This window comes from Cupriavidus cauae, from assembly GCF_026210475.1.
Lineage (GTDB): Bacteria > Pseudomonadota > Gammaproteobacteria > Burkholderiales > Burkholderiaceae > Cupriavidus > Cupriavidus cauae.
The window spans coordinates 3,124,435-3,137,997 of sequence record NZ_CP080293.1; the positions used below are offsets into that span (position 1 = coordinate 3,124,435).

Genomic DNA, 13,563 nt, shown 5'->3' on the forward strand with positions numbered 1-13,563 from the left:
AGAAGGCCGACAAATAGGAATCATTATCGTTTATACTCACGCGCTGACACGCTGCCAGAGAGTGGCGCTCCCCCGGGCTTTGACTTTGAAGGAGCGTTTATCATGGAACTGCTGATTAGCCTGCTGGTTGGTTGCGGTATTTCGCTGGTGCTGTTTCGCCGTAAATAGATTGCTGGGACGGCTGCAGACCAGCCGAATCGCCGCGCCGCTCGCGCCCGACACACCGTAGCCGCCTTCGGGCGGAAGGCCGCGCCTGCAACGCCGGTTAGCCGAAATTTGTTGTCTCACATGTTCGATCAACGTTTCCTGAAGATCACGCTTGCCGTTCTGCTTTTCCACGCCGGCCTGCTGTATCTGATCCAGAGTGGGCTCGCGCGCAAGATGACCGAAGCGGTGATCGCGCCCGAAATCATCGCCCGTATCATTCCGCTGGAACCGCCGCAGCAGCCGGCACCGGAGCCGCCCAAGCCGACGCCGAAACCGGAGACCCCGCCCAAGCAGGTCAAGGTCACCAAGCCGACGCCGCAGCCCAAGCCGCAACCGAAGCCGGAGCCGCGCATCGAGCCGACGCCGGCGCTGCCGCCGACCCCGACCGCGGTGGAAGCGCCGCCCGCGCCGCCGGCTCCGCCCGCCCCTCCGCCGCCGCCCGAGCCGGCACCGGTCGCCACCGGTCCGCGCGCCGTCGGGATCGGCGAGATTCAATGCACGCCGCCGCAACCGACCTACCCGTCGCAATCGCGGCGGATGGGCGAGACCGGCAAGACCGTGGTGCGCCTGACCACCGACGATACCGGCAAGGTCGTCAAGACCGCCGTAGTGAGCTCCAGCGGCTCGTCGCGCCTGGACCAGGCCGCGATCGACGCGGTCCAGCGGATGCGCTGCAAGCCTTATGTCGAGAATGGTCGTGCGATCGCGGTCACCGCGCAGCAGCCGATCGCTTTCGAGCTGAACTGATTTGAACTGAACCCTCCATACGATTTACGACTTACCAGGAACCATCATGCAGGACCTCGGACTCAGCCATCTGTGGGCGCAAGGCGATTTCGTCATGCGTGCGACCGCCATCATTCTGCTCGTCATGTCGCTGGCGTCATGGATCGTGATTCTCACCAAGGCGTGGGATCTGGTCCGCCTGAAGAAAATGGCGCAGGGCGCGGAAAAGCGCTTCTGGCATTCGGACGATTTCGACCATGCGCTCGAAACGCTCGGCAGCAGCGAATCGAATCCGTTCCGCACGCTGGCGCTGACCGGCAAGGAAGCGGCCCAGCACCATCGCGCCAGCCAGCCGCAGCTGCATGACGTGATGGATATTTCCGACTGGCTGACCCGCTCGCTCAAGAGCGCGATCGACGATGCCGTTTCGCGCATGCAGTCGGGCCTGGCCATCCTCGCCTCGGTGGGCTCGACCGCGCCGTTCGTCGGCCTGTTCGGCACCGTCTGGGGCATCTACCACGCGCTGATCGGCATCGGCGCCTCGGGCGTGCCGACCATCGACAAGGTCGCCGGCCCGGTCGGCGAAGCGCTGATCATGACGGCCTTCGGCCTGGCCGTGGCGATCCCCGCGGTGCTCGGCTACAACGCGCTGACGCGCGGCAACAAGGCGGTGATCTCGAAGCTGAACCGCTTCGCGCACGATCTGCACGCCTACTTCGTCACCGGCGCCCGCGTGCGCCCGACCGGCACCCGCGCCGCCGACGACAACGCGGTGCGCCTCGCGGTCAAGAACTGAACTGACGCGGACCGCCCTCCGCTCGAAAGGAAGTCATCATGGCATTCGGTACTCTCGACGATGACGATGACGCAGTCATGAGCGAGATCAACATGACGCCGCTGGTCGACGTCATGCTCGTGCTGCTGATCATCTTCATCATCACCATCCCGGTGATCAATCACGCGGTCAAGATCGACCTGCCGCGTGCGACCAATCAGCCCAACGATCCCAAGCCGCAGAACATCAACCTGTCGATCGACGCGGCCGGCAAGGTGTTCTGGAACCAGCAGGAGATCGACGACACGACGCTGCAGAACAATATCGCGCAGGCGGCCCAGCAACAGCCGCAGCCCGAGCTGCATCTGCGCGCCGACCGCGACGTGCGCTACGAGCGCGTGGCCGAGGTGATGGCCGCCGCGCAGCACGGCGGTCTCGGCAAGATCGGCTTCATCACGGAGCCGAAGCAGTAAGACCCCCAGCGGCGCGCAGTGCCGCGCCGCTTTCCCCAAGCCCCACCCTGCGGTGGGGCTTTTTCTTTTGTGTTTCGAATGAAACCAAATGCGTTTTTTGGCAGCGCTGCCTTCGGCCGCCCGATATCATGCACAGAGTCGTTGTAATGATAACGATTCTCATTTAATATGAACGGCACGACGGCAGCCACCGTTCCCGGCGCCGTGAACCGACCATCCCCCAACAGGAGCCCCATCGATGAGCACCCTAGCCTTGCCGCTGACGCAACCGCGCGAAGTCACCCGCCGCCGCCTGTCGCTGCGCCGCGTGGTGGTGAACGAGAATCCGGCGCCGAACGCGCGCCGCGAGACTGCGGCGCCGTCGGCGATGGCGACGGTCAAGTCGGCGGTGGCCCGCCTCGAAGCACTGGTGCGCGACAATCGCAGCGCCAATGCGGCTGCCCATGCAGCCCCCGCACAGACCGCCGAGGCGGTGCCGCTGGAAGCGCTGATGCGGGGCGCGACCACGCTGCCGATCCTGCATAACGGCGAGGTCTACACGCTGCGCAAGACGCGCTACGGAAAACTGATTCTGACGAAGTAAGCCGCTCGCCGTGGCATGCCGCATCGCGCGGCATCCCGGCATCGGGCAACCCGCTCGAGGACGGAGCGGGCCCGGCCGCCGCAACCGCCGGCGGCCGATGAAGAACGATCAGGCCGAAGCCGCCGGATCAGACACCCAGCGCCGCAATGCCCGCACGGCCGATCTGCGCATCTTCGCTGGACTTGACGCCCGACACGCCGACCGCGCCGACCACCTGGTCGCCGGCGATAATGGGCACGCCGCCTTCCAGCATGCCCTGCAGCACCGGCGCCGTCATGAACGAATTGCGGCCGTTGTTGATCATGTCTTCGTAGATCTTCGATTCGCGGCGGCCCAGCGCCGAGGTGCGGGCCTTTTCGGTCGCGATATAGGCGGAGATCGGCGCAGCGCCGTCGAGCCGCTGCAGAGCCAGCAGATGGCCGCCGTCATCGACGATGGCGATCGAGACGGCCCAGTGATGGGCCTTGGCCTCGGCTTCGGCTGCGGCCATCACCTTCTTCACGTCTTCCGCAGTCAGCACGGACTTTTGCTGCATACCACTCTCCTGAATCGATAAACAATGAGCCGGCAGTATAGCGCCGGCACCACTTCGGTGACCACGACGCCGGGCACCTTTGTCGGGCAAAACAGCCATGCCAAAAAAGCAAAGGGCCCCGCAGGGGCCCTTGTGCTTCAGATCGCTCGCTTCGCCGGATCAATCGCGGTAGTGGCGATGGCCGTGGCCGCCATGCCAGTGGCCGTGCCGTCCACCGTGATAGTGCCGGCCAGGATGACCGTAATAGCGCGGCGGCCCGTAGTAGCGCGGCGGGCCATAGTGCGGAGGACCGTAGTAGCCGTAACCCGGCGGCCGCACCACCACCGGCGGGGGACCGTAGTAGACCGGCGCCGGCGCCACCACCACGGGCGGGGGCGCAACATAGGCCGGCGGGGGATAGTAGGCAGGACCGCCGACCACGACGCCCGGCACGCCGATCACCACGCCGACGTCGACACGGGCCATCGCGGCGCCTGAGGCCATCGCAGCCAGCACGCCAAGCCCTGCGAGCAACCAACGTTTCATGATCTTGCTCCTCGCAAGGTTGATCTTTATACCCGTATTCTAGGCCTACGCCCAATCACAGGTGCAACGGCGAGTTCTACATTGTTACCGCCAGTAACATCCTTGCGGGCAAGGGTATCGGAGCGATCATGCGGCGCTTGCGTCCCGGGCGGCGACCGCCCACAATACCGGGCTTGCCGTGCGGCCGTGGAGAAATTGGTAGACTCAGCAGACTTAAAATCTGCCGCCTTTCCGGGCTTACGGGTTCGAGTCCCGTCGGCCGCACCAACCACGCCGCAAGCCCCCCCGCCCGTACTTATACGGTACGACCCGCGCCACGGTGGCACCGTACCCTGCCCCCCCAGCGGCACCTTGCCTTGCACCGCCGCTAGCACCTTCCTCGCACCCGGCAGCACCTTACCTCGCGCTCCGGTAGCGCCTTGCCTCACACCCCGGCAGCACCTTGCCGTGCGACCCGGCGGCACCAAGCCGATGCGGGGCCATTGCAGCCCCGCCCGCCGACCTTCAATCCCTCAATTCCTCAATCCTCAATCCCTGCCGCCGACTGATTCGATCGGGGTCAGAGAAGCACCGCGCACAGCAGCGCGCCGGCGCCCACCAGGAACACGAACAGCAGCGCCGCCAGCAGCATCGGCTTGCGGCCCGCGCGCAGCAGGTCGCCGATTCGCGTGTGCAGACCGATCGCCAGCATCGCGCAGGCCAGCAGCCAGTTATCGAAGGCAACCAGGCCCGGCTTCCATTCGGCCGGCACCAGGCCGAAGGAATTGATCGCCAGCACGGCGACGAAGCCGAGCGCGAACCAGGGGATCGCCGCGCGGATCCGCGCCCAGTCGATCCCACGACCGCCGGCCGTTGCACCCTGCCCGCCTTGCACCCGGTCTTCGGCACGCGGCCACAGTGCCAGGACCAGCAGCAGCGGGCCGAGCGCCAGCACGCGGACCATCTTGGCCAGCACGGCGGCATCGCCCGCCGACTCGCCGACCGCCTTGCCGGCGACGATAACCTGCGCGACCTCGTGCAGCGTGGCGCCGGTATAGATGCCGAAGGCGCGTTCGCCGACCTGCCAGTGCAAGACGTTGGTCACCAGTTCATACAGATAGGGATACAGCAGCATGCCGACGGTGCCGAACAGCACCACGGTGGCGACCGCGACCGCGGTCTGCCGGTCGTCGGTGCGCGCGATCGAGGCCACCGCGATCGCGGCAGCCGCGCCGCACACCGCGCTGCCCGCGCTGACCACCACCGCCTCGCGGCGGGTCAGGCCCAGCCAGCGGGTGCCGACCCAGACCCCGACGCACAGCGTCGCCGCCAGCATCAGCAACGGCGCCACCACGCCGCCGACACCGAGCGCCTCGATCGAGCCGAAGGTCAGCCGCAGGCCGTACAGCGCCACGCCCAGCCGCAGCAGCGTCTGCCGGGCCAGCTGCATGCCGGGCGCCAGCGGCGCCAGCCAGTGGCGCGGCAAGGTATTGCAGGCGACCATGCCGGCGCACATGGCGAGCATCAGCGGGCTGACGCCCAATTGCGACAGCGCAGGCAGCCCGGACAGGATCAGCGCGAGCCACGCAATTGCGCCCAGCGGGGCAAGCGTCAGCAGGCGATAGCGCCACGGAACGGATGGGGCTGGGGAGGCGACGGGGGCGGCGGCAGGAATCGAGGTGGTCGGCATGGCGCAGGGACGACACGGGCGTGTAGGAATGACGCCAGCGTAACAACCGACATTTCATCTGTAAAACAGGTAATATCGTTATTTCTTACCAGGTTTATAGATATGCAACATCGCCCCTTGCGGCTGACGCTGCGTCAGCTTGCCGTTTTCGTGGCCGTGGTCCAGCACGGCAGCACGACCGCCGCCGCCGATGCGGTGGCGATGTCGCAGTCCGCCGTCAGCGCCGCGCTGGCCGATCTGGAACGCGCGCTGGACCGGCGCCTGTTCGACCGCGTCGCCAAACGCCTGACCATCAACGAGACCGGACGCCAGTTCTTCCCCCGCGCGCTGTCGCTACTGGACCAGGCGCACGAGCTGGAACGCTTCGCCGCCGACGCCGGCGTGCAGTTGCGCATCGCCGCCAGCAACACCATCGGCAGCTATCTGCTGCCCGCCCTGCTGACCGGCTTCCGTCAGGCCCAGCAACAGCCCTGCGCGCTGGACCTGCGCATCGGCAACACCCATGACGTGCTGCAGGAGCTGTTGCGGCTGGAAGCCGATATCGGCCTGATCGAGGGCACCTGCCACGAACGCGAGCTGACCAGCGTGCATTGGTGCGACGACGAGATGGTGGTGGTCGTCGGCGCCGGGCATTCGTTGGCACAGGCCGATGGCGACCTGCGCGCGCTGCGCGAGGCGGACTGGCTGGTGCGGGAGCGCGGCTCGGGGACGCGCGAGATCGTCGAGCAACGGCTTGCCCCGCTGCTCGGGCCGCTGCGCTTTGCGCTGGAGCTCGGCAACGCCGAAGCGATCAAGCGCGCGGTGATGAGCGGCTTTGGTGTCAGCTGCCTGTCGCTGCATGTGGTGCGCGACGAGCTGGAGCGCGGCACGCTGGTGGCGCTGCGCCGCGGCCTGCCGCGGCTGGTGCGGCCCTGGCACCTGGTGGTCCATCGGGACAAGTATCCGACCCAGGGCCTGCTGGCCTTTACCGAATACCTGCGCCGGACGGCGCCACAACTGGAACTGGAAGAAGTGGAAAAGCGGGAAGGATGAGCGAACCGATCGGCGATCCACGCGGCGAGCCGCTCGGCGATCCACGCGGCGAGCCGCTCGGCGATCCACGCGGCGAACCGCTCGGCGATCCACGCGGCGAACCGATCGGCGTGCCAAGCGGCAGGCCATTCGGGGGGCCAATCGGGGGCCTATCAGGAGGCCCGGACGCGGCCCCCGCCGGATCGTCAGGCCGCCTGCGCCTCGCCCGCCTCGCTCTGGCGCGCCACATAGCGGTCCAGCCAGCGGAACAGCAGCGGGTTGAGCACGATCGACAGCAAGGCGCCCGCCAGGATCAGGCTTTGCGCGCGTTCCGGCAGGATCTGCAGGAACACGCCGAGGCTGGCCAGAATGAAGGAGAACTCGCCGATCTGCGCCAGGCTGGCGGCGATCGTCATGCCGGTCCGGTTCGAATAACCGAACATCCGCACGATGCCGAGGGCCGCCACCGACTTGCCGACCACGATGATCGATACGGTCGCCAGCACGCCCCACGGGTCGCGCACCAGCACCATCGGGTCGAACAGCATGCCGACCGAGACGAAGAACAGCACCGCGAAGGCGTCGCGCAGCGGCAGCGATTCCTCGGCCGCGCGATGGCTGAATTCGGACTCGGCCAGCACCATGCCGGCAAAGAACGCGCCCAGCGCGAACGACACGCCGAACAGCGAATAGGCGCCGAAGGCGACGCCGAGCGCGGTCGCCAGCACGCCTAGGCGGAACAGTTCGCGGCTGCCGGTCCAGACGATGCGCTCGAGCATCCACGGAATGAAGCGGCGGCCGATCACCAGCATCACGGCGACAAAGGCCGCGACCTTGCCGAGCGTCAGCGACACCGTCAGCAGGATGTCCGTGACGCTGGCCGCCGGCGCCTCCCCGCTGGCACCGGCCGGCACCAGCAGGCCAGACAGCGCCGGCAGCAGCACCAGCGCGAGCACCATCGCCAGATCCTCGACCACCAGCCAGCCGACCGCGATGCGGCCCTGCTCGCTGTCGACCAGATCGCGATCCTGCAAGGCCTTCAGCAGCACCACGGTACTGGCGACCGACAGGGCCAGCCCGTAGACCAGGCCCTGGCCCCAACTCCAGCCGAAGCCCCAGGCGACGCCCATGCCAAGCAGTGTCGCGATGCCGATCTGCGCCACCGCGCCGGGGATCGCGATCTTGCGCACCGCCATCAGGTCGCGGATCGAGAAATGCAGGCCCACGCCGAACATCAGCAGGATCACCCCCAGCTCGGCCAGCTCCGGCGCCAGCGCCTGGTCGGCGGTATAGCCCGGCGTATGCGGTCCGACCACCACGCCCGCGCACAGGTAGCCGATCAAGGGCGGCAACCGTAAACGCCCCGCCAACGCACCGAGGACAAATGCCAGGACAATGCCGCCGACGATGGTGCTGATGAGCGGAGTAGCGTGATGCATGCGTGGTGGTTTCCTTCTGATGGCCGGCGTGGCGCCGGGAAGTCGAACGGCGATCCGGTCCCGATCGACGCGGACACGCCGCCATCGACGGGGCCTGGTGCCGGCGCCGCCCGGGCGGACAGTCTGCGGAAATGAAACCGAATGGGAGTCGTCGCCACCGGCAGCGGTGCCCGGGGCGCGAGGCCTGGGCACGTTGCCAGCATGGTCCAGCAACGGCGACGACTGGTGCGATAGACGTAATGTATCACGCGAGCCACGCGGTAAAGCCGCGATAAGACCGCAAAAACGCCGCGCAGAGACAGAGAAAAGTCAGCGAGAGACCGCTGTGAATGCCCGCGAGGGCACGGGATCGGCGGCGAAAACCGCGGATCGGGCGCCGCGGATCGGGCGCAACAGAGGGGGAAGATCGATGGAGGCGGGGGTCGGAATCGAACCGGCGTACACGGCTTTGCAGGCCGCTGCATAACCACTCTGCCACCCCGCCGGGTGACCTGGATGCTGGATTGTAGCCGCTGCGGCTTCCGGGCGCCGGAGGCCGATGCGGCAGCATCGCAAACTAAAAAGGGAAGCGCTGCTTCCCTTTCGGACTGGAGCGGGAGACGAGTCTCGAACTCGCGACCTCAACCTTGGCAAGGTTGCGCTCTACCAACTGAGCTACTCCCGCATGACACCTGCTGCGGCAAACCCGGAAATCGCTACCGGATCGACCAGAAAATTCTGGAGCGGGAGACGAGTCTCGAACTCGCGACCTCAACCTTGGCAAGGTTGCGCTCTACCAACTGAGCTACTCCCGCAGTGTCCTGCGTACTGCACTTGCAACAACACGGTGCTAAATCACTGCATATAGACCGCTTCTTGCTGCATCTCGCTTCGTTCGTTTTGTTTCGTCAGAAGCGAGAACGAAATTATGCAAACATCCGACAATGAAGTCAAGCATATTTTTGCACTGATCCTCACTTTTGCGCGGCGGCCCGGGCGGCGGCCGCGCTGCGCTCCCGGATCTGCGGCCAGGCGAGCTTCATGTAATAGAACATCGACCAAAGGGTGAGCACGGCGGCGACGTAGATCAGCCAGCCGCCGAGCATGCCGGCGTCGATGCCGAACAGCGGCGCATCGAACAGCAGCAGCGGGATCGCGATCATCTGGAACGTGGTCTTGAGCTTGCCCAGGAAATTGACGGCGACGCTCTTGGAGGCACCGATCTGCGCCATCCACTCCCGCAGCGCCGAAATGGTGATCTCGCGCCCGATGATCACCAGGGCGATCAGATCGCTGACGCGGTCCAGCGCGAGCAGCGACAGCAGCGCAGCGGCGACCATCAGCTTGTCGGCAACCGGGTCGAGGAAGGCGCCGAACGACGAGGTCTGGTTCCAGCGCCGCGCCAGGAATCCGTCGAGCCAGTCCGTGGCCGCCGCCACGATGAAGAACACGGCCGCCGTCAGGTTCTTGGCGGGCATCGACAGCCAGGCATCGGGCAGATAGAAGACGCCGACCACGAGCGGGATCATGGCCACGCGCAGCCAGGTCAGCAGGATCGGAATATTCAGCGGCATAGGCGGATCGGCAGGGTCGAAGACGGGACAATCACGCGATTGTCGCCGATTCCGACATCAATTGAGCATTTCTCGAAGCGGGGACGACCGATCACGTTCCGCGCCGGCGGTGGCCGGTATCGGCGGCCGAACCCATGTCGGACCTGCAACCGGGGGGACCACGACCGGAGTGCGGCCACCGGCGTCCCACAACCGGATGCCGCAACCGATGCCGCAACCGGTCACCGCAACCGGTCACCGCAACCGGACGCCGCGTCAGTGCAACTGCCGATAGATTTCCTCGGCCAGCGCGCGCGAAATGCCGTCGACGCTGGCGAGCTCGTCGACGCTCGCCGCCATCACGCCGCGGATGCCGCCGAAACGGGTCAGCAGCTTCTGCCGCCGGCGCGCGCCGATTCCTTCGATCTCCTCCAGCCGCGAGGTGGTCCGCGTCTTCGCACGGCGCGCGCGCATGCCGGTGATGGCGAAGCGGTGCGCCTCGTCGCGGATCTGCGCCACCAGCATCAGCGCCGCGCTGCCCTGCCCCAGTTCCAGCGCGGGCCGGCCGTCGGCGAACACCAGCGTCTCGAGGCCGACCTTGCGGCCTTCGCCCTTGGCCACGCCGACCAGCAGCCCGATATCGAGACCGAGCTCCTCGAACACCTGGCGCGCGACCTCGACCTGCCCCTTGCCACCGTCGATCAGCACGATATGCGGCATCGCGGCGCTGTCCTCCTGGCTGCGCTCGACCAGCTTCTGATAGCGGCGCGTCAGCACCTGGCGCATCGCCGCATAGTCGTCGCCGGGCGTGATGCCGTCGATGTTGTAGCGGCGGTATTCGCTGTTCTGCATCGCATGGTGATGGAACACCACGCACGAGGCCTGCGTCGCCTCGCCGGCGGTATGGCTGATGTCGAAGCATTCGACCCGCAGCGCGCCCAGATCGTCGAGCTCGATGCCGATGGTCTCCGCCAGCGCCCGCGTGCGGGCCTCCTGGCTGCCCTGCTCCGCCAGGCGCCGTGCCAGCGCCAGCGCCGCGCCCTGCTGCGCCATCTCCAGCCAAGCGCGCCGCTGGCCCTGCGGCTGGCGCACCAGCGTGATGCGGCGGCCAGCCTGCATCGTCAGCGCCTCCATCAGCGCGCCGTCGGCCGGCGCGTGACTGACCACCAGGATCGGCGGCACCGGCTGATCGAGATAGTGCTGCGCCATGAAGGCGGCCAGCACGTTGGCGGCGACGCGCTCGGCCGTCGCGGCGCCGGACTCCGCAGGCGCGGCCGCCTCGGCAGGTTCGGCAGGTTCGACCGAATTGGCCGGTTCGACCGAATTGGCTGGATCGGACAGCGCGCCGCCCTCGGCGGTGGCAACGACGTCCTCGGCCTCCTCGTCGACGATCATCGCGGCCTCCTCGACATGCGCGGGGAAGTAGGCCTTGTCGCCCAGATGGCGGCCGCCGCGAACCATCGCCAGGTTGACGCAGGCGCGTCCGCCCTGCACCGCGACGGCCAGGATATCGATATCGCTGCTCTGCCCCACTTCCTCGACGGCCTGGCGCTTGAGCACCGTCGACAGCGCGCCGATCTGGTCGCGCACGGCGGCGGCCTGCTCGAACTCGAGCCGCTCGGCGTGCTGCTCCATCTTCTGCTGCAGGCCTTCGAGCACCTCCTTCTGTCGGCCCTGCAGGAAGCGCGCGGCGTTGCCCACGTCGCGCGCGTAATCCTCCTCGCTGATCGCGCCGACGCAGGGCGCCGTGCAGCGGTGGATCTGGTGCAGCAGGCACGGCCGGGTGCGGTTGTTGAAGACGGTGTCCTCGCAGGTCCGCAGCTGGAACACCTTCTGCAGGATCTGCATGCTTTCGCGCACCGCATGCGCGCTCGGGAACGGGCCGAAATACTGGTGGCGCCGATCGGTCGCGCCGCGGTAGTACGCCATGCGCGGATAGCGATGCGCCGACAGCTTCAGCAGGGGGTACGACTTGTCGTCGCGGAACAGGATGTTGTAGCGCGGCGTCAGCGCCTTGATCAGGTTGTTCTCGAGCAGCAGCGCCTCGGCCTCGCTGCGGACCACCGTGGTCTCGATGCGGGCGATGCGCGACACCATCATCGCGATGCGCGGCGACAGCTGGGTCTTGTTGAAATAGCTCGAGACGCGCTTCTTCAGGTCGCGCGCCTTGCCGACATAGAGCACGCCGCCGGCCGCGTCGTAATAGCGGTAGACGCCGGGCAGGCCCGGCAGCGCGGCGATCACGGGGCGAGGGTCGAAGTGGCTTTCCTGCTCCGATTCCTGTTCAAGCTCCGGCCCCTGCTCCGGCCCCTGCTCCGGCCCCTGCTCCGGCTTCCGCTGCGGCTCCTGCCGCGGTGCACCGGCCTTCGCGGGTGCGACCGAAGCGTCGGCCGACGAAGCCTTGGCGGCGGGCGACGTCGACCCGGGCGTGTCGGGCCCTGGCTCGGGCGCGTGGAGGTGCGGCTCGGCCTCGGCAGGCGTGTCGATGCGCGGCTCGACCTCGGCGGGCGTGCCAGTGGGTTGCGGATCCGGACGTGACATCGGGGAAGGCGGCAGGGACATGCGAGGGGCCGCCGCAAACGTGACGCGCTGCACGCGCGAAGGCTGGCGGGGCTCTAAAATCGCAAGTTTAGAGCAATTCCGCCCGCCTCCTGCCAAACCGGCGGCCCCGTCTTCGCCTCACCGGGCCTGGCCCGCGCCGGAAACGGCCGACTTCCCTATGACCATCCGCTCCTGGGACATCTTCTGCACCGTGATCGACAACTTCGGCGACATCGGTGTCTGCTGGCGGCTGGCCCGCCAACTCGCGCAGGAGCATGGCCACGCCGTGCGGTTGTGGGTCGACGATCTGGCCAGCTTTGCGCGCCTGGCGCCGGCCATCGACCCCGCTGCCGACCGCCAGCGCCTGGCCGGCGTCGAGGTCCGCCGCTGGGTCGCGGGCAGCGACGAGGGGCTGGCCGGGCCGGCGGGCGAGTCCGGGGGCCAAACGGCCGGAGAGACCGTGGGCGAGTCGGCAGGCAAGTCGGCTGGCGAGTTGGCAGGCAAGTCGGCGGGCAAGTCGGCAGGCAAGTCAGCGGGCGAGTCGATGGGCGACATCGCGCCGCACGACGCGGTGATCGAGGCCTTCGCCTGCGAGCTGCCGCCGGCCTTCGTCGCCCGGATGGCGCAGGCGCCGCGCAAGCCGGTGTGGGTCAATCTCGAATACCTGAGCGCCGAGCCCTGGGTGCGCGAGCATCACGGCATGGCGTCGCCGCATCCGCGCCTGCCGCTGGTCAAGTACTTCTTTTTCCCCGGCTTCGAGCCGGGCACCGGCGGCGTGCTGCGCGAATCGCTGCTCGCCATGCAGCGGCGCAGCTTTACGGACTCGCCGGCAGCACAGGCGCGGCTGTGGCATCGGCTCGGCGTCACGCCGATCGACGGCGCGCGCCGGGTCAGCCTGTTCGCTTACCCAAACCCGGCGCTGCCGGCGCTGCTGGCCCGCTGGCGCGACGGCGACGAGCCGGTGCAGTGCCTGATGCCGTCCGGCCCGGCGGCGCAGCAGGCGTTCGCCTGGGCGGGCACGGACGCCGCGGCGGCAGCGTCGCCGGGGGCGGCCTGCACGCTGGGCCGGCTGCATCTGCAGCAGGTGCCCTTCCTGCCCCAGGAACAGTTCGACGAATTGCTGTGGGCCTGCGATGTCAACTTCGTGCGCGGCGAGGATTCGTTCGTGCGCGCCCAATGGGCCGCGCGCCCCTTCGTCTGGCACATCTATCCGCAGGCCGACGACGCCCATCGCGTCAAGCTGGACGCCTTCCTGGCGCTGTACCGCCAGCAGATCGGCGAGCCGGCCCACGCCGAGGCGATGACGCGCTTCTGGCATGTGTGGAACGGCGCCGCGCCGCCCGAGGACATCGCGGCCGCGTGGGACGGCCTGCGCGACGCGCTGCCCGGCCTGGCGCGCACGGCGCAGCGCTGGCAGCACAGCCTGGCCGCGCTGGGCGATCTCGCAGCGAACCTCGTAGCGTTTTGCGAAAGTCGGGTAAAATAGCGGGTTGATTTGATGGCGACCGGGCTGGAAATCCTGGGTTGCCCGCACGGCGCCTGACGGC

12 protein-coding genes and 4 tRNA genes are annotated in these 13,563 nt (G+C 67.8%); 7 read left to right on the plus strand and 9 right to left on the minus strand.

What is annotated here, in order from left to right; translation table 11 throughout:
• Positions 1 to 288 precede the first annotated feature (288 nt).
• The 4 genes from KZ686_RS13895 to KZ686_RS13910 all read left to right on the plus strand — a co-directional run bounded on the left by KZ686_RS13895 (position 289) and on the right by KZ686_RS13910 (position 2,764).
• Positions 289 to 954, plus strand: a complete 666-nt coding sequence (locus tag KZ686_RS13895; RefSeq protein WP_149317056.1) for an energy transducer TonB — start codon at positions 289 to 291, stop codon at positions 952 to 954.
• Between the two features lie 46 nt (positions 955 to 1,000).
• Entirely contained in the window at positions 1,001 to 1,729 is a 729-nt protein-coding gene (locus tag KZ686_RS13900; RefSeq protein ID WP_149317055.1) for a MotA/TolQ/ExbB proton channel family protein, read from the plus strand.
• Between the two features lie 38 nt (positions 1,730 to 1,767).
• Positions 1,768 to 2,181, plus strand: coding sequence for an ExbD/TolR family protein (locus KZ686_RS13905; protein ID WP_149317054.1), 414 nt, complete (start codon positions 1,768 to 1,770; stop codon positions 2,179 to 2,181).
• Between the two features lie 238 nt (positions 2,182 to 2,419).
• The gene (locus KZ686_RS13910) at positions 2,420 to 2,764 is read left to right on the plus strand and encodes a hemin uptake protein HemP (RefSeq protein ID WP_265632650.1); all 345 of its coding nucleotides are present in this window, start codon (positions 2,420 to 2,422) and stop codon (positions 2,762 to 2,764) included.
• Between the two features lie 127 nt (positions 2,765 to 2,891).
• Here KZ686_RS13910 and KZ686_RS13915 read toward each other — a convergent pair whose 3' ends face one another.
• Together KZ686_RS13915 and KZ686_RS13920 are read right to left on the minus strand one after the other, a co-directional pair.
• A complete protein-coding gene (locus KZ686_RS13915; protein WP_149317052.1) occupies positions 2,892 to 3,299 on the minus strand; it encodes a heme-binding protein in 408 nt (135 codons plus the stop codon).
• A 159-nt stretch (positions 3,300 to 3,458) separates the two neighbouring features.
• Positions 3,459 to 3,824 carry a hypothetical protein gene (locus tag KZ686_RS13920; RefSeq protein WP_265632651.1) on the minus strand — a complete coding sequence of 122 codons (366 nt, stop codon included), beginning with the start codon at positions 3,822 to 3,824 and terminating at the stop codon, positions 3,459 to 3,461.
• 180 nt (positions 3,825 to 4,004) lie between these two features.
• Here KZ686_RS13920 and KZ686_RS13925 point away from each other — a divergent pair.
• Positions 4,005 to 4,091 (plus strand) — tRNA-Leu (locus KZ686_RS13925).
• A gap of 292 nt (positions 4,092 to 4,383) precedes the next feature.
• Here the strand turns inward: KZ686_RS13925 and KZ686_RS13930 are convergent.
• Positions 4,384 to 5,493 (minus strand): YeiH family protein, encoded by a 1,110-nt coding sequence (locus KZ686_RS13930; RefSeq protein WP_265632652.1) that lies wholly within the window; start codon positions 5,491 to 5,493, stop codon positions 4,384 to 4,386.
• A gap of 102 nt (positions 5,494 to 5,595) precedes the next feature.
• Between KZ686_RS13930 and KZ686_RS13935 the strand changes: the two genes are divergently transcribed.
• The gene (locus KZ686_RS13935; RefSeq protein ID WP_265632653.1) at positions 5,596 to 6,525 is read left to right on the plus strand and encodes a LysR family transcriptional regulator; all 930 of its coding nucleotides are present in this window, start codon (positions 5,596 to 5,598) and stop codon (positions 6,523 to 6,525) included.
• Positions 6,526 to 6,710: 185 nt separating this feature from the next.
• On the opposite strand, the gene ybaL is transcribed toward KZ686_RS13935, so the two are convergent.
• The 6 genes from ybaL to uvrC all read right to left on the minus strand — a co-directional run bounded on the left by ybaL (position 6,711) and on the right by uvrC (position 12,016).
• Complete coding sequence (gene ybaL, locus KZ686_RS13940; RefSeq protein WP_149317048.1) at positions 6,711 to 7,943, minus strand: YbaL family putative K(+) efflux transporter; 1,233 nt, start codon at positions 7,941 to 7,943, stop codon at positions 6,711 to 6,713.
• A 410-nt stretch (positions 7,944 to 8,353) separates the two neighbouring features.
• Positions 8,354 to 8,427: transfer RNA gene (locus tag KZ686_RS13945), tRNA-Cys, on the minus strand.
• Positions 8,428 to 8,531: 104 nt separating this feature from the next.
• Positions 8,532 to 8,607, minus strand: a tRNA-Gly gene (locus tag KZ686_RS13950).
• 54 nt (positions 8,608 to 8,661) lie between these two features.
• A tRNA-Gly gene (locus KZ686_RS13955) sits at positions 8,662 to 8,737 on the minus strand.
• Positions 8,738 to 8,896: 159 nt separating this feature from the next.
• Entirely contained in the window at positions 8,897 to 9,496 is a 600-nt protein-coding gene (gene pgsA, locus KZ686_RS13960) for a CDP-diacylglycerol--glycerol-3-phosphate 3-phosphatidyltransferase (RefSeq protein WP_150082683.1), read from the minus strand.
• Between the two features lie 255 nt (positions 9,497 to 9,751).
• The gene (uvrC, locus tag KZ686_RS13965) at positions 9,752 to 12,016 is read right to left on the minus strand and encodes an excinuclease ABC subunit UvrC (protein ID WP_265632654.1); all 2,265 of its coding nucleotides are present in this window, start codon (positions 12,014 to 12,016) and stop codon (positions 9,752 to 9,754) included.
• Positions 12,017 to 12,194: 178 nt separating this feature from the next.
• Here uvrC and earP point away from each other — a divergent pair, with 178 nt between their 5' ends.
• Positions 12,195 to 13,502 carry an elongation factor P maturation arginine rhamnosyltransferase EarP gene (gene earP, locus KZ686_RS13970; protein WP_265632655.1) on the plus strand — a complete coding sequence of 436 codons (1,308 nt, stop codon included), beginning with the start codon at positions 12,195 to 12,197 and terminating at the stop codon, positions 13,500 to 13,502.
• Positions 13,503 to 13,563: the final 61 nt, after the last annotated feature.